The organism is Streptacidiphilus sp. MAP12-33, from assembly GCF_041261265.1.
Lineage (GTDB): Bacteria > Actinomycetota > Actinomycetes > Streptomycetales > Streptomycetaceae > Streptacidiphilus.
On sequence record NZ_JBGCCA010000001.1, the window covers coordinates 307268 to 322841 of the forward strand.

The window sequence follows — 15574 nt, forward strand, 5'->3', positions numbered from 1 at the left end:
GGTACGTCACTGCCCTGCTCCCGTCGGCGATGAGGCGCTCAGTTTGCGCAGCGCGGAGTCCAGATCGCGTGCCAGGTCCGCGTACTGCGCCTCGGCGGCCGAGGGCAGCGCGCGTACCACTATCAGGCTACCTGCGGGCAGGTCGCCGATCCGTTCGGCCACCAGATGGCGCAGCCTCCGCTTGACGCGGTTGCGGACCACCGCCACACCGACAGCCTTACTGACAACAAAACCCGCACGCGCCGGGAGAAAGTTCCCCCCGGCGCCATGCGGGTTTGCAGGCTCCGCGGTCGTGCCCCCGATGTACAGGTGCACGACCAGCAGCGGACGGCCGACTCTCCGGCCCCGCCGCACCGCGGTCGCGAAGTCCTCGCGCCGCCTCAACCGAGATTCGGAGGGCAGCACGACCGACAACCTCTACTTCAGGCAGTCGGTCAGGCGGACAGCTTGGTGCGGCCCTTTTCGCGGCGCGCCGCGAGGATGGCGCGGCCAGCACGCGTACGCATGCGCAGGCGGAAGCCGTGCGTCTTCGCGCGACGGCGGTTGTTCGGCTGGAAGGTGCGCTTGCTCACGGGGAAACTCCAGGTCAATCGAAGGGGCGGCCGGACCGTCGCTTGGCCGTCACCGTGCGTCCGCGCGATCCCCATAACCCGTTCGATACGGTGATCCACGACGCCCAGAGCTGCTCGCCTCGTATGCGGAGACTCCGCGGGCATGCGGCAGCGGCCATCGACAACTCGACCTCGTTACGGTACGCGGAACGGCACCGACGGGTCAAACCAGACCCCGGCGAAGCCCGCACAGCGTGCCACATCACCTGCCGCGACGGACCCGCGACACGTTTCCCACACCCTGTGGACAACAACTTGTACGAGGACGCTTCGGCCGCCTACCGTTGACAGACTTCCCAAGGAACTTCTGCCCCCAGTGAAGGCGTGCACCAGTGGCTGACCCAACAAACGATCTCGCTTCCGCATGGGCGCGAGTCGTCGAGCGACTGGCGAACGACCCGGCGGTCGAGTCCATGGACAAGAAGTGGCTGCAGCGCACCCACCCCATGGGCATGATGGCCCACACCGCGTTGCTCGCCGCCCCGAACGAGTACGCCAAGGGCGTCCTCGAGGGCCGGCTCGTGCAACAGATCACCGAGCTGCTCGGACAGGAGTTCCAGCGCCAGGTCCTGATCGCGGTCGTCGTGGACGCCAGCGCCGGTACCCTGGCCCCGCCCGCGCCCCAGGCGCCGGCCCCCACGCCGCCGCTCCAGCAGCAGCCCGGGCCCTACCAGCAGCAGGGCCCGCAGGCCCCGGCCCAGCACGGCTACGGCTACGGCTACGCCCAGCCCCTGGGCGGCCGGTCCTTCGCGGAGCAGTCGTACCCGGAGCCCTACGCCGAGCCGTACACCGAGCCCTACACGGCCGCCCCGGCCGCCGAGCCCGCACCGCAGCAGCAGGCACCGCAGCAACCCGCCTACCGGGACGAGTGGGCCGTGCCGCAGCTGCCGGTGCAGCTGCCGCAGTCAGCCCTGCCGGAGCCCGCCGCGTCGGCTCAGCCGCCCGCGCGTCCCGACGCGGCCTCGGCCGCGCTCGAACCGCGCGCCGAGCACCTGCCCGAGTCCGCGAGCCCGCAGCCGACGCCTCCGCTGCCGCGTCCGGGCACCGGGTCCAGCGGCAGCAGCCCGCTACCGGCCGGTGGCGGCAAGGACGAGCCGGCCGCGCGGCTGAACCCGAAGTACCTCTTCGACACCTTCGTCATCGGCTCCAGTAACCGCTTCGCCCACGCGGCCGCGGTCGCGGTGGCCGAGAGCCCGGCCAAGGCCTACAACCCGCTGTTCATCTACGGCGAGTCCGGCCTGGGCAAGACGCACCTGCTGCACGCCATCGGGCACTACGCCCGCAGCCTCTACCCGGGCACCCGGGTCCGCTACGTGAGCTCCGAGGAGTTCACCAACGAGTTCATCAACTCGATCCGCGACGACAAGGGCGACGGCTTCCGGCAGCGCTACCGGGACATGGACATCCTGCTGGTCGACGACATCCAGTTCCTGCAGAACAAGGAGTCGACGCAGGAGGAGTTCTTCCACACGTTCAACACCCTGCACAACGCGAACAAGCAGATCGTGATCTCCTCCGACCGGCCGCCCCGCCAGCTGGTCACTCTGGAGGACCGGCTGCGCAACCGCTTCGAGTGGGGTCTGACCACCGACGTCCAGCCGCCCGAGCTGGAGACCCGCATCGCGATCCTGCGCAAGAAGGCGATCCAGGAGCAGCTGAACGCGCCGGCCGAGGTGCTGGAGTTCATCGCCTCGCGGATCTCGCGCAACATCCGCGAGCTGGAGGGCGCGCTGATCCGGGTCACCGCCTTCGCCAGCCTCAACCGGGCGCCGGTGGACCTGCAGTTGGCCGAGATCGTCCTCAAGGACCTGATCCCGGGCGGCGAGGAGGACGGGCCGGAGATCACGGTCAACGTCATCATGCAGCAGACGGCGGCCTACTTCGGGCTGGGCGTCGACGACCTGTGCGGATCCTCGCGCAGCCGGGTGCTGGTGACGGCGCGGCAGATCGCCATGTACCTGTGCCGGGAGCTGACGGACCTCTCGCTGCCGAAGATCGGGGCCGCCTTCGGCGGCCGCGACCACACCACCGTCATGCACGCGGACCGCAAGATCCGCACGATGATGGCGGAGCGCCGGGCCATCTACAACCAGGTGACCGAGCTGACCAACCGCATCAAGAGCTGACGCTCGGCGGAGCTGTGTGGAGGGGCGCCCCCGGTGGGGGCGCCCCTCCGTCGTTTGCCCACAGATGTGGCCGCAGCGGCTGTCCACATGCTGGGGAGAACGGAGTTATCCAGAACTCGTCCACAGGGCGCCGCGCTCTGGGAGGATCTTCCCAGCTCAGCCCCCTGTGGAACTGTGGGAAACAGATCTCCACAACCTGTGGACAACTTGGGGGCGGTCAACCGGCCGCCAGAGTTATCCACGCGCTGTCCCCAGGGAGAGGCGGGTTATCCCCAGAGGCGGGCCACTTCTCCACAAGAATGTCCACAGAACGGCAACCCGGAAGGGCATTTCACACTCCCGGGCGAATTGGGTCACGTGTTGTTGCCACAGGGGCTGTGGGAAACGTGGGGAAAACCTGGGGACAGAGCGGTGGACAACCTGGGGACAACCCAAGGAGCCTGTGCACAAGGGGTGCTGCGTCCACAGGACGTGTAGTTTTCCCACAGCTTCCGTCCCCAGGCGATGTGGACAAAAAGTGGGCCCCGACCAGCGCAGAAAGGGGTTATCCACCGTATCCACAACCCCTACTACTACTACCCACTAGATATAGCTCGGTCTTGATCCAAAAGCAGGGTGGGCTCAGATCTGTGGAGAACGCTGACGGGACGCTCGTTCGAGGCCGCTTCGGGGCCTTCTGCTTCGGCTGTCCGTGGTATGCGTCAGACTGTCTCTGGCAACCAGGAGCGTGCCCCGTCCCGTGGGCCTCCATGCGAGCCGTAGATGAACACCTTGCTGAACACACAGCGACATCCACCCAGGAGGCGGTTACCGGTGAAGTTCCGGGTCGAGCGTGACGTCCTCGCGGAGGCGGTGGCCTGGGCCGCGCGCAGCCTCCCGGCCAGGCCCCCGGTGCCCGTTCTCGCCGGGCTGCTGCTGACGGCCGAGAGCGACGGCGCAGAGGGCCGTCTGAGCCTGTCCGGCTTCGACTACGAGGTCTCCGCGCGCGTGGCGACCGAGGCGGACGTGGAGGAGCCGGGCACTGTCCTGGTCTCCGGCCGTCTGCTGGCCGACATCTCGCGCGCCCTTCCCAACAGGCCTGTGGAGATCTCCACCGACGGCGTGCGCGTGCTCGTCGTCTGCGGCAGCTCGAAGTTCACACTCCCCACGCTTCCTGTGGACGAGTACCCCGCCCTGCCCCAGATGCCCACCGTCTCCGGCGTGGTCCCGGGCGACGCCTTCGCGGCCGCGGTGGCCCAGGTGGCCGTCGCGGCCGGCCGTGACGACACGCTCCCGGTGCTGACGGGCGTCCGCGTCGAGATCGAGGACGACCGGGTCACCCTGGCCGCCACGGACCGCTACCGGTTCGCCGTGCGGGACCTGCTGTGGAAGCCGGAGCAGCCAGGCCTGTCGGCCGTGGCGCTGGTCCCGGCCAAGACGCTGCTGGACACGGCCAAGTCGCTCAGCGCGGGCGACAACGTCTCCATCGCGCTCGCGGGCAGCGGCAAGGGCGAGGGCCTGATCGGCTTCGAGGGTGCCGGCCGCCGAACCACCACGCGCCTCCTGGAGGGCGAGTTCCCGAAGTTCCGGGCCCTCTTCCCGACGGAGTTCTCCGCGATCGGCACAGTGCCCACCCAGGCCTTCGTCGACGCCGTCAAGCGCGTCTCCCTGGTGGCCGAGCGGAACACCCCGGTGCGGCTGAGCTTCGAGCAGGGCGTGGTGACGCTGGAGGCGGGCTCGGGCGACGACGCACAGGCTGTGGAGCGGATCGACGCCGACCTCGAGGGCGACGACATCTCGATCGCCTTCAACCCGGCCTACCTGCTGGACGGCCTCTCGGCCATCGACTCCCCGATCGCCCAGCTGAGCTTCACCACGGCGACGAAGCCGGCGCTCCTGAGCGGCAGGGCCTCGCAGGAGTCCGAGGCGGACGAGGCGTACAAGTACCTGATCATGCCGGTCCGACTCTCGGGCTGAGCCGGCAGTCGCACTGTCCAGGGGCGCGAGGAACTGCGTGACAAGCCACCCACGCAGCTGGCAGGCCGAACGGTCAGGGCCATCCGCACGCCGTGGCTTCTCGCGCACGCAGTCGATCGAGCAGAGCCTCGCGCCCCTGAGGTCTGGCCAGGGATAGGCTCGTGCATTGGTGCGGCAACGGGGCCGCGGACAGTCGACACGGAACGAAGGACTGATCATGCAGCTCGGACTCATCGGTCTCGGCAAGATGGGCGGCAACATGCGCGAGCGCATCCGCCGCGCGGGCCACACCGTTGTCGGGTACGACCGTGACCCCGCCCTGTCCGACGTCGCGAGCCTGAAGGAGCTGGTCGGCTCCCTCGCCGCGCCGCGCGTGGTGTGGGTGATGGTCCCGGCCGGCGGCCCGACGCAGTCGACCGTCGACGAGCTGGCCGAGCTGCTGGAGCCGGGTGACGTCGTCGTGGACGGCGGCAACTCGCGCTGGACCGACGACGAGAAGCACGCCGCGGAGCTCGCCACCAAGGGCATCGGCTTCGTCGACTGCGGTGTCTCCGGCGGTGTCTGGGGCCTGCAGAACGGCTACGCGTTGATGTACGGCGGCGCCGAGGCCGACATCGCCAAGGTGCAGCCGATCTTCGATGCGCTCAAGCCCGAGGGCGACTTCGGTGCCGTGCGCGCCGGCAAGGTCGGCGCGGGCCACTTCGCCAAGATGGTCCACAACGGCATCGAGTACGCCATGATGCAGGCCTACGCCGAGGGCTGGGAGCTGCTGGAGGCCGTGGACAGCGTCGAGAACGTCCGCGAGATCTTCCGCTCCTGGAAGGAGGGCACGGTCATCCGCTCCTGGCTGCTGGACCTGGCCGTGGACGCCCTCGACAAGGACGAGCACCTGGGCAAGCTCAAGGGCTACGCCGCGGACTCGGGCGAGGGCCGGTGGACGGTGGAGGCCGCGATCGACAACGCGGTGCCGCTGCCCGCGATCACCGCCTCGCTCTTCGCCCGCTTCGCCTCGCGGCAGGACGACTCCCCGCAGATGAAGATGATCGCCGCGCTGCGCAACGAGTTCGGCGGCCACGCGGTCGAGTCCAAGTAGAGCTAACTCCACAGGAGTTATCCACAACCTGCGAAGGAAGCTGTGCACGTCGCGCATCTGTCGCTGGCCGACTTCCGCTGTTACGCCCGGGCCGAGGTTCCCCTCGACCCGGGCGTCACCGCGTTCACCGGTCCCAACGGCCAGGGCAAGACCAACCTGGTGGAGGCCGTCGGCTATCTGGCGACGCTCGGGAGCCACCGGGTGGCAGGGGACGCCCCGCTGGTGCGCGCGGGCGCGGAGCGCGCGGTCGTACGCGGCATGGTGGTGCGCGACGAGCGGCAGACGCTGATCGAGCTGGAGCTCAACCCGGGCCGGGCGAACCGGGCGCGGATCAACCGCAGTGACAACGTGCGGCCCCGGGACGTGCTCGGCATCCTGCGGACGGTGCTGTTCGCGCCGGAGGACCTGGCGCTGGTGAAGGGCGATCCGGGTGAGCGCCGCCGCTTCCTGGACGAGCTGCTGACGCTGCGCGCGCCGCGGCTGGCGGGGGTTCGGCAGGACTACGAGCGGGTGCTGAAGCAGCGCAACGCGCTGCTGAAGTCGGCGGCGCAGGCGCGGCGCGGGGCGGGCCGGGGGATGGACCTGTCCACGTTGGACGTCTGGGACGACCATCTGGCCCGCGCGGGGGCGGAGCTGCTGGCGTACCGGCTGGACCTGGTGGCGGCGTTGCAGCCGCTGGTGGCCCATGCCTACCAGGAGCTGGCGCCGGGCGGCGGTGGGACGGTGCTGGAGTACCGCTCGTCGATGGGCGAGGGCGTGCCGCTGTCGGGCGGCCGCGAGGCCCTGTACGCGGCGCTCATGGCCGCGCTGGGCGCGGCCCGCAAGCAGGAGCTGGAGCGCGGCCTGACGCTGGTGGGCCCGCACCGCGACGAGCTGGGCCTGCGGCTGGGGGACCTGCCGGCCAAGGGCTACGCCTCGCACGGCGAGTGCTGGTCGTATGCGCTGGCGCTCCGCCTGGCTTCCTACGACTTGCTCCGCTCGGACGGCGGCGAGCCGGTGCTGATCCTCGACGACGTCTTCGCGGAGCTGGACGCCCGCCGCCGCGAACGCCTGGCGGAGCGAGTCGTGACGGGCGAGCAGGTCCTGGTCACGGCCGCCGTCCCGGAGGACGTGCCGGAGGCCCTGAAGGGCGCCCGTTACTCGGTCCTGAACGGCGAGGTGACGAGGCTTTGATACCGCGGCGCCTGAGCCGACTGTTCCGGGCCGGAGCCCAGGCGCGGCCGGAGCCGCAGGCAGAGCCGGCTCCGGCCGCCGAGTCGCTGCGTATCGGTGAGCAGCCGCTGCCCTATGCGCTGTTCACCAGCTCGTTCCGCAGTACCGAGGTGCGCGCCCTGGCTCTGGCCGGGCTGGGCCGGGGCGAGGAGGCCGCTGACGAGCTGCGGCGGGTGCGTGGAGCCCGGACCGCGATGAACGGGTTCAACCGGCGGAGCTACTCCATGCTGGGTGAGCTGTTCCCTCCCGGCGCCTTGGACGCCGTGCTGGAGGTGTGGCGGGAGATCCTGGCCGAGGATCCTGAGGCTGCCGTCCCCGAGTGAGGTGGCGCGCGTACCCTGGGAGACTCTGTCCACAGGGTGTGAGTGAAGAGGCGAGCCGTGACCGAGGAGACTCCCGAGCTCAGCGGTGTCGATCTCGCCCGCGTGGCGCTGCGGGCGGCGCGGGAGCAGGCGCGTGCCCGTGGCGAGGCCACGTTGCAGAAGAAGCAGGCGCGCAGGACCGGGCTGCGGTCCGGCGCTCGTGCCGACGGGCGGGATCCGCAGCCGCTCGGCTCCGCGATCAGCCGGCTGATCGCGGAGCGGGGCTGGGAGGCGCCCGCCGCCGTGGGCGGGGTGATGGGCCGGTGGCCGGAGATCGTGGGGCGTGACATCGCCGCCCACTGCGAGCCGGAGCACTACGACGAGGACGAGCGGGTGCTCACCGTGCGCTGCAGCTCCACCGCGTGGGCCACTCAACTGCGTTTGATGGCACCGCAGTTGCTCAAGAATCTGAACGGCGGCCTGGGCCACGGCACGGTGCGGCTCATCAAGGTCCAGGGGCCCTCGACGGGTCCGGCCCGATACCGGGGACGGCTGCGTGCCCCGGGCAGCAAGGGTCCCGGCGACACCTGGGGTTAGGGCACACTTCGCCCGGAGCCGAGAAACGGCCGTCAGAGCGCTTTGCGCCCCCCTCGCGAGTGTGGGGACATGTCGGGCGCCCGTTGACGTCCGGCACGGGCCGCCCAGAGGGCCGCAAAGCCCCATCTCTGTCAGTCCTACCGGTAGACTGGAAGCCAAACACCGCCGCTAGCGGAAACGCTCGCGGTGGAGAGTCGTAACGCCGTGGCCGTTTCCGGTCCGCCCACTGGGCCGGGACGGCCCGCGCTGTGCCAGAGAGGGCGTTTCGTGGCCGAGTCCGGCAACCCCAACCAGTCCCCAGACGAGAACGGCGAGAACCAGCAGTCGTACGACGCCAGTGCGATTCAGGTGCTGGAGGGGCTCGAGGCCGTCCGCAAGCGCCCGGGCATGTACATCGGCTCGACCGGCGAGCGTGGCCTGCACCACCTGGTCTACGAGATCGTCGACAACTCGGTCGACGAGGCCCTGGCGGGGCATGCCGACACCATCGACGTGACGATCATGCCGGACGGCGCGGTGCGCGTCGTCGACAACGGCCGTGGCATCCCGGTCGGTGTGGAGAAGACGACCGGGAAGCCGGCCGTCGAGGTCGTGCTGACGGTGCTGCACGCCGGTGGCAAGTTCGGCGGCGGCGGGTACGCGGTCTCCGGTGGTCTGCACGGTGTGGGCATCTCGGTCGTCAACGCGCTCTCGCACCGTCTCGCGGTCGAGGTCAAGGCGGACGGCCACCGCTGGTCGCAGGAGTACAAGATCGGCGTTCCGGTGGCCGAGCTGGCCCGGCACGAGGAGACCTCGGAGACGGGCACCACGGTCACCTTCTGGGCCGACCCGGACATCTTCGAGACCACCGACTACTCCTTCGACACCCTCTCGCGGCGTTTCCAGGAGATGGCGTTCCTGAACAAGGGCGTCACGATCAACCTCACCGACGAGCGTCCCGACCACACGGACGACGAGGGCAAGCCCAACGCGGTGAGCTACCACTACGAGGGCGGCATCTCCGACTTCGTCCGGTACCTCAACTCCCGCAAGGGCGAGGTGATCCACCCCACCGTCATCGACTTCGAGGCGGAGGACAAGGACAAGAAGATCTCCGTGGAGATCGCGATGCAGTGGAACACCTCGTACAACGAGGGTGTCTACTCCTTCGCGAACATCATCCACACCCACGAGGGCGGTACCCACGAGGAGGGCTTCCGGGCCGCGCTCACGGGTCTGGTCAACCGGTACGCGCGCGACAAGAAGCTGCTGCGCGACAAGGACGACAACCTCACCGGTGAGGACATCCGCGAGGGTCTGACCGCGATCATCAGCCTCAAGCTGAGCGAGCCGCAGTTCGAGGGCCAGACCAAGACCAAGCTCGGCAACACCGAGGCGAAGACCTTCGTGCAGAAGGTCGTCAACGAGCACCTGGGCGACTGGCTGGACCGCAACCCGAACGAGGGCGCGGACATCATCCGCAAGGCGATCACCGCCGCCACGGCCCGCGTCGCCGCCCGCAAGGTGCGCGACCTGACGCGTCGCAAGGGTCTGCTGGAGTCGGCCTCGCTGCCGGGCAAGCTGTCGGACTGCCAGTCCAAGGACCCGACCGAGTGCGAGATCTTCATCGTCGAGGGTGACTCGGCCGGCGGCTCGGCCAAGCAGGGCCGTGACCCGCGCGTCCAGGCGATCCTGCCGATCCGCGGCAAGATCCTGAACGTCGAGAAGGCCCGGATCGACAAGGTGCTGCAGAACACCGAGGTCCAGGCGCTGATCTCGGCCTTCGGCACGGGCGTGCACGACGACTTCGACCTGGCCAAGCTCCGCTATCACAAGATCGTGCTGATGGCCGACGCCGACGTCGACGGCCAGCACATCTCCACGCTGCTGCTGACGCTGCTCTTCCGCTTCATGCGCCCGCTGATCGAGGGTGGCCACGTCTACCTGGCCCGCCCGCCGCTGTACAAGATCAAGTGGGGCCGGGACGACATCGAGTACGTCTACTCCGAGCGGGAGAAGGACGGCGCGCTGGAGGCGGGCCGTCAGGCCGGCCGCAAGCTGCCCAAGGACGACGCGATCCAGCGCTTCAAGGGTCTGGGCGAGATGAACGCCGAGGAGCTGCGGGTCACCACCATGGACCGCGACGTGCGTCTGCTCTCCCAGGTCACCCTGGAGGACGCCGCCCGCGCCGACGACCTGTTCTCGATCCTGATGGGCGAGGACGTCGAGGCCCGCCGTTCCTTCATCCAGCGCAATGCCAAGGACGTCCGCTTCCTCGACGTCTGAGTCTCTCCGGCAGCCGAAGCGTTCAGCAGCGAAAGGAAACTGACCACCCGTGGTCGACGACAACCGCCCCGAGGGCGAGCAGCCGGAGTCCGTCCCGGCCGAGGTGAACGGCGGGAACACCCGGATCGAGCCGGTCGAGCTCGAGACGGAGATGCAGCGCTCCTACCTCGACTACGCGATGAGCGTCATCGTCTCGCGTGCCCTGCCCGAGGTCCGCGACGGCCTCAAGCCCGTCCACCGCCGCGTGCTCTACGCGATGTACGACGGGGGCTACCGCCCCGAGAAGGGCTACTACAAGTGCGCCCGCGTCGTCGGCGACGTCATGGGCAACTACCACCCGCACGGCGACAGCTCCATCTACGACGCCCTGGTGCGCCTGGCGCAGCCGTGGTCGCTGCGGATGCCGCTGGTGGACGGCAACGGCAACTTCGGCTCCCCGGGCAACGACCCGGCCGCCGCCATGCGGTACACCGAGTGCCGGATGATGCCGCTGGCCATGGAGATGATGCGGGACATCGACGAGGAGACCGTCGACTTCTCGGCCAACTACGACGGCCGCTCGCAGGAGCCGCGGGTCCTGCCGGCCCGCATCCCGAACCTGCTGGTCAACGGCTCCACGGGCATCGCGGTCGGCATGGCGACCAACATCCCGCCGCACAACCTGCGCGAGGTCGCCTCGGGCGCCCTGTGGTACCTGAGCAACCCGGAGGCCTCCAACGAGGAGCTGCTGGAGGCCCTGATCGAGCGGATCAAGGGCCCGGACTTCCCGACCGGCGCGCTGATCGTGGGCCGTCGCGGCATCGAGGACGCCTACCGCACCGGTCGCGGCTCGATCGCGATGCGCGCGGTGGTCGAGGTCGAGGAGATCCACGGCCGCCAGTGCCTGGTCATCAGCGAGCTGCCGTTCCAGGTCAACCCGGACAACCTGGCACTGAAGATCGCCGACCTGGTCAAGGACGCCCGCATCGGCGGCATCGCCGACGTCCGCGACGAGTCCTCGTCCCGCACCGGCACCCGCCTGGTCGTCGTGCTCAAGCGCGACGCGGTCGCCAAGGTCGTGCTGAACAACCTCTACAAGCACACCGACCTGCAGACCAACTTCGGCGCCAACATGCTGGCCCTGGTCGACGGCGTGCCGCGCACCCTCTCGATCGACGCCTTCATCCGGCACTGGGTCAACCACCAGATCGACGTGATCGTCCGCCGCACCCGCTTCCGGCTGCGCAAGGCCGAGGAGCGCGCGCACATCCTGCGCGGTCTGCTCAAGGCGCTGGACGCGATCGACGAGGTCATCGCGACGATTCGCCGCTCGGACACGGTCGACGTCGCCCGCCACGGCCTGATGTCGCTGCTGGAGATCGACGAGATCCAGGCCAACGCGATCCTGGAGATGCAGCTGCGCCGTCTGGCCGCCCTGGAGCGCCAGAAGATCACGGCCGAGTACGACGAGCTGATGGCCAAGATCCGCGAGTACAACGCGATCCTGGACTCGCCGGCCAAGCAGCGCGAGATCATCTCCGAGGAGCTGACCGCGATCGTCGACAAGTACGGCGACGAGCGGCGTTCGACGCTGATCCCCTACGAGGGCGACATGTCCGTCGAGGACCTCATCGCCGAAGAGGACATCGTCGTCACCATCACCCGTGGCGGCTACGTCAAGCGCACCCGCTCGGACCTGTATCGCTCGCAGAAGCGCGGCGGCAAGGGTGTGCGCGGCGCGCAGCTGAAGCAGGACGACATCGTCGACCACTTCTTCGTGACCACCACGCACAACTGGATCCTGTTCTTCACCAACAAGGGCCGGGTCTACCGGGCCAAGGGCTACGAGCTGCCCGACGCCGGGCGTGACGCCCGCGGCCAGCACGTGGCCAACCTGCTGGCCTTCCAGCCGGACGAGCAGATCGCCCAGGTCATGGCGGTCCGCACCTACGAGGCCGCCCCCTACCTGGTGCTGGCGACCCGCTCGGGCCTGGTGAAGAAGACCTCGCTGAAGGACTACGACTCGCCGCGCTCCGGCGGCCTGATCGCGATCAACCTGCGGCAGGACGAGGAGGGCAGCGACGACGAGCTGATCGGCGCCGAGCTGGTCTCCGCCGAGGACGACCTGCTGCTGATCTCCAAGAAGGCGCAGTCGATCCGCTTCACCGCCACCGACGAGGCGCTGCGTCCGATGGGCCGGGCCACCTCGGGTGTGAAGGGCATGAGTTTCCGCGAGGACGACGAACTGCTCTCGATGTCGGTCATCCGCCCGGGTACCTACGTGTTCACGGCCACCGACGGCGGCTACGCCAAGCGCACCAAGGTGGAGGAGTACCGCGTCCAGGGGCGTGGTGGCCTGGGCATCAAGGCCGCGAAGATCGTCGAGGACCGCGGTTCGCTGGTGGGCGCGCTGGTGGTCGAGGAGAGCGACGAGATCCTGGCGATCACGCTCTCCGGCGGGGTGATCCGTACGCGGGTCGCCGGGGTCCGTGAAACCGGACGTGACACGATGGGCGTCCAACTGATCAACCTGAGCAAGAAGGACGCCGTCGTCGGCATCGCGCGCAACGCGGAAGCTGCTGCCGAGGACGAGGTGGACGAGGTCGAGGACGGTGCCGAGGGTACCGACGCCGGTTCTGCGGAGCCGACGGCCGAGTAGCCGCTGCCGCTTCCACTCCTGCCACGGGCTCCGGTGCGATTCGCCGGGGCCCGTGCCAGGATGCTGGCAGTCGGTTGCTTGCGCCCTGGGCGATCAGGTTGAACGATCGGGCGAACGGGCGCCACGCATAACGTGACGACACACCAGGGCCGGCACGGCCCTGGCGGGGAATGCGGGAGGACCAGGGTGAGTAACCCCACGGGAGCGGCGGGAGCCGCAGGGCGGGCGCAGAACGCCGCCGGTGCGGCGGCCGGCGGTGCAGGCGGCGGGCGGGACGCGGGCTCGACGTCGGTGATGCCCGCGGTGGGTGCCGCAGCCGCCCCCGACGGCGCCCCGCAGGCTCCGCGCCGCCGTCAGGGCGGTCCCAACGGCGAGCAGGCCCAGGCCCGCGCCGCCGCGGAGGCCAAGGCCGGGGTGCCGACGGGCGCTCAGACCGCCGCCAAGCCCGGCGCGGCCCCGGCCGCTCCGGCGGCTCCGGCGGCGGCTCCGGCCAAGGACGGCTACTCCACGCCGACCACGTACGCCAAGGGCCAGCCGACGCCGCCGCGCGGCACCCCTGTCCCGGCCGCGGCGGCCGGTGCGGCCACCGGTGCGGCCTCCGGCCGCCCCCAGGGCGGCTCCGGCGAGCCCGCCCGCCGTCCGGGCCCGGCGGCGGCCCCTCCGTCCGGCCGGACCCGTCGCGCCCGCCTGCGGGTGGTCCGTACGGACCCGTGGACGGTCATGAAGGTCAGCTTCCTGCTGTCCATCGCACTCGGCGTGATCACCATCGTGGGTGTCTCGCTGCTGTGGATGGTCCTGGACGCGGCCGGCGTCTTCAGCTCGGTCGGCGGCACGCTCAAGCAGGCCACCACCGGCACGGACACCACCTCCGGCTTCGACCTGCAGTCGTACCTCTCCTTCGGCAACGTCTTCCTGTTCACCCTGCTGATCGCGGTGATCGACGTGGTGCTGCTGACGGCCCTGTGCACGCTGGGCTCGTTCATCTACAACACCGCCGCGGGCATGACCGGCGGCGTCGAGGTGACCCTCGCCGAGGAGGACTGAGCCCGACCCGGCTGGGCCTCCGGATACGGATTTGGGCAGATCGCTGCAGGTGCGCTAATCTTCTAACGCAACGCAGCGCGGGCCTATAGCTCAGACGGTTAGAGCGCTTCCCTGATAAGGAAGAGGCCACAGGTTCAAGTCCTGTTAGGCCCACCCAGCGTGAAACCCCCGGACGGTCATCCGTCCGGGGGTTTCGGCATTTCGCGCCCCGTCCGGCCGCCTGGACCCGCGGTGCCGACACCTCCAGGTCCTGTTCCCGTCCCCGCTTGGTGGGCGGGTGCCGACGGGCGCCCGCGCTCGCAGGTCCGGCCGCGTTCCTGGGCGTCGCAGGAGGTCCGAAGTCGCCGCTCTTCAACCTCTGCTGCCCGGCGTCAGCCACCCACCGTGCCGGCGCGTCCGGTGGTCGCCCCGGCCCGGAAGTCCTCGCCTGGGCGCCTGGGCGCCTGGGCGCCTGGGCGGCCGAAGGGCAAGGACATCCTCGGCGGGGGGAGCTGAGCGGGTGGCCGCGTACGGAGTCGGTCACCGACCGGGCGCTCACTCGTTGCACTGGGCAGATACCAGTCTGGGCGTCCGCTGATGGGGTGTAGCATCGCGGCAAGGACGTCATCGAGGAAGTCGAGGTCTCGCGGTGAAGAAGCTTCTGCTGGTTGTTCTGGTCGCCCTCGGCGGGTACTTCGTCTACCGCCAGGTGCAGGCGGACCGCGCCGAGCAGGACCTGTGGACCGAGGCCACGGACCCGATTCCGGCGGGCTCCCGCTGAGGTAGCAGCTGGTCTTTCCTGCCGCGCCGAGCGGGTACGCTTGTGCGCGGCAGTTCGCGGGGCCTTAGCTCAGTTGGTAGAGCGCCGTCTTTGCATGGCGGATGTCAGGGGTTCGACTCCCCTAGGCTCCACAGTCACGTACGAAGGGGTCCGACCCTCCCATGGGTCGGGCCCCTTCGGCGTTTCACTTCTTCTTCTTCTTGTCCTCGTCCTTGGCCACCTCGGCGTCCTCCGCCTCCTTCGCGGCGACCTCCGGGTCCAGCGGCAGGGAGCCGTTGACGGCGGCGCTGGCGCTGGAGCCGCCGGAGCCGGTGGTGGTGTCGCGCAGCGGGATGGACGTGGTCGGGGGTTCCACCAGCCAGTCCGGGTTGGACTGCTTGCGGTACCACTTCCACGCGGCCAGGCCGCCGGTGGCGAGCGCGCCCAGGGCCAGCAGGGTGAACCCGCGGCGGGCCCAGCGGCCCCTGCGGGAGGCCGCGCGGGCGTGGGCGGCGGTCAGTGCCTCGACCTCGGCCAGGGAGACCTGGCCGCGCAGGACCGGCAGGGCGGCCAGGGAGCGGTCGTGGACCTCCTGGGCGGCCAGCTCGGCGGCGGGCAGGACCCGCTCCTGGGCGAGCGCCCGGGCCTGCTCGGCGGCCATCGCGGCCGCCTCACGGGCCTGTCGGGCGGCGACCCTGGCCTGGTGGGCCGCCTGCCGGGCGGCCTTGGTCACCGCGTCGTCCACGGCCGGCGGCACGCTGCCTCGGCCCTTCTCCCACAGCGGTACCACCTGGCTCTGCACGGCGGTCTGTGCCGCCTGCCGCGCCTGGTCCACGGCCTGCTCGATGACGGGGGCGGCCTTCTGCCAGGCCGCCCCGCTGTACTGGGCCGCAGCGTCCTTGGCACTCACCGCATAGGGCACGAGCTGCTCGCGGGTGCGACTGGCTGCCTCGCGGGCTGTGTCGATCCGGCTCACCGGTAACCTCCTCCT

The 15574-nt window shown here is 70.0% G+C and carries 13 protein-coding genes and 2 tRNA genes; 12 read left to right on the plus strand and 3 right to left on the minus strand.

Translation table 11 applies throughout. The features are described from left to right. Positions 1-6: 6 nt before the first annotated feature. Positions 7-405 (minus strand): ribonuclease P protein component, encoded by a 399-nt coding sequence (rnpA, locus tag ABH931_RS01495; RefSeq protein WP_370109023.1) that lies wholly within the window; start codon positions 403-405, stop codon positions 7-9. A gap of 29 nt (positions 406-434) precedes the next feature. Continuing rightward, positions 435-572, minus strand: a complete 138-nt coding sequence (rpmH, locus tag ABH931_RS01500; protein ID WP_370109025.1) for a 50S ribosomal protein L34 — start codon at positions 570-572, stop codon at positions 435-437. 371 nt (positions 573-943) lie between these two features. On the opposite strand from rpmH, the gene dnaA reads away from it, so the two are divergent. From dnaA to ABH931_RS01560, 12 genes are all read left to right on the plus strand, one after another. Beyond that, positions 944-2737, plus strand: coding sequence for a chromosomal replication initiator protein DnaA (gene dnaA / locus ABH931_RS01505; RefSeq protein ID WP_370109027.1), 1794 nt, complete (start codon positions 944-946; stop codon positions 2735-2737). Positions 2738-3550: 813 nt separating this feature from the next. After that, positions 3551-4693, plus strand: a complete 1143-nt coding sequence (gene dnaN / locus ABH931_RS01510) for a DNA polymerase III subunit beta (RefSeq protein WP_370109029.1) — start codon at positions 3551-3553, stop codon at positions 4691-4693. A gap of 217 nt (positions 4694-4910) precedes the next feature. Further along, positions 4911-5786, plus strand: coding sequence for a phosphogluconate dehydrogenase (NAD(+)-dependent, decarboxylating) (gene gnd, locus ABH931_RS01515; protein ID WP_370109031.1), 876 nt, complete (start codon positions 4911-4913; stop codon positions 5784-5786). Between the two features lie 42 nt (positions 5787-5828). After that, entirely contained in the window at positions 5829-6959 is a 1131-nt protein-coding gene (recF, locus tag ABH931_RS01520) for a DNA replication/repair protein RecF (RefSeq protein WP_370109032.1), read from the plus strand. Next, on the plus strand, positions 6956-7321 hold the full coding sequence (locus ABH931_RS01525; RefSeq protein WP_370109034.1) for a hypothetical protein: 366 nt from the start codon (positions 6956-6958) through the stop codon (positions 7319-7321). The genes recF and ABH931_RS01525 overlap by 4 nt, the downstream gene beginning before the upstream one ends. A 57-nt stretch (positions 7322-7378) precedes the next feature. Continuing rightward, positions 7379-7897, plus strand: coding sequence for a DUF721 domain-containing protein (locus ABH931_RS01530; protein ID WP_370109036.1), 519 nt, complete (start codon positions 7379-7381; stop codon positions 7895-7897). 267 nt (positions 7898-8164) lie between these two features. Next, positions 8165-10162 carry a DNA topoisomerase (ATP-hydrolyzing) subunit B gene (gyrB, locus tag ABH931_RS01535; protein WP_370109038.1) on the plus strand — a complete coding sequence of 666 codons (1998 nt, stop codon included), beginning with the start codon at positions 8165-8167 and terminating at the stop codon, positions 10160-10162. A 49-nt stretch (positions 10163-10211) separates the two neighbouring features. Next, positions 10212-12800, plus strand: coding sequence for a DNA gyrase subunit A (gene gyrA, locus ABH931_RS01540; protein ID WP_370109040.1), 2589 nt, complete (start codon positions 10212-10214; stop codon positions 12798-12800). 186 nt (positions 12801-12986) lie between these two features. Next, entirely contained in the window at positions 12987-13844 is an 858-nt protein-coding gene (locus tag ABH931_RS01545) for a DUF3566 domain-containing protein (protein WP_370109042.1), read from the plus strand. A 79-nt stretch (positions 13845-13923) separates the two neighbouring features. Next, positions 13924-13997: transfer RNA gene (locus ABH931_RS01550), tRNA-Ile, on the plus strand. A 475-nt stretch (positions 13998-14472) separates the two neighbouring features. Further along, the gene (locus tag ABH931_RS01555) at positions 14473-14604 is read left to right on the plus strand and encodes a DLW-39 family protein (protein ID WP_218161989.1); all 132 of its coding nucleotides are present in this window, start codon (positions 14473-14475) and stop codon (positions 14602-14604) included. 58 nt (positions 14605-14662) lie between these two features. Continuing rightward, a tRNA-Ala gene (locus ABH931_RS01560) sits at positions 14663-14735 on the plus strand. 53 nt (positions 14736-14788) lie between these two features. Here the strand turns inward: ABH931_RS01560 and ABH931_RS01565 are convergent. Continuing rightward, positions 14789-15559 (minus strand): DUF5324 family protein, encoded by a 771-nt coding sequence (locus ABH931_RS01565; RefSeq protein WP_370109044.1) that lies wholly within the window; start codon positions 15557-15559, stop codon positions 14789-14791. Positions 15560-15574: the final 15 nt, after the last annotated feature.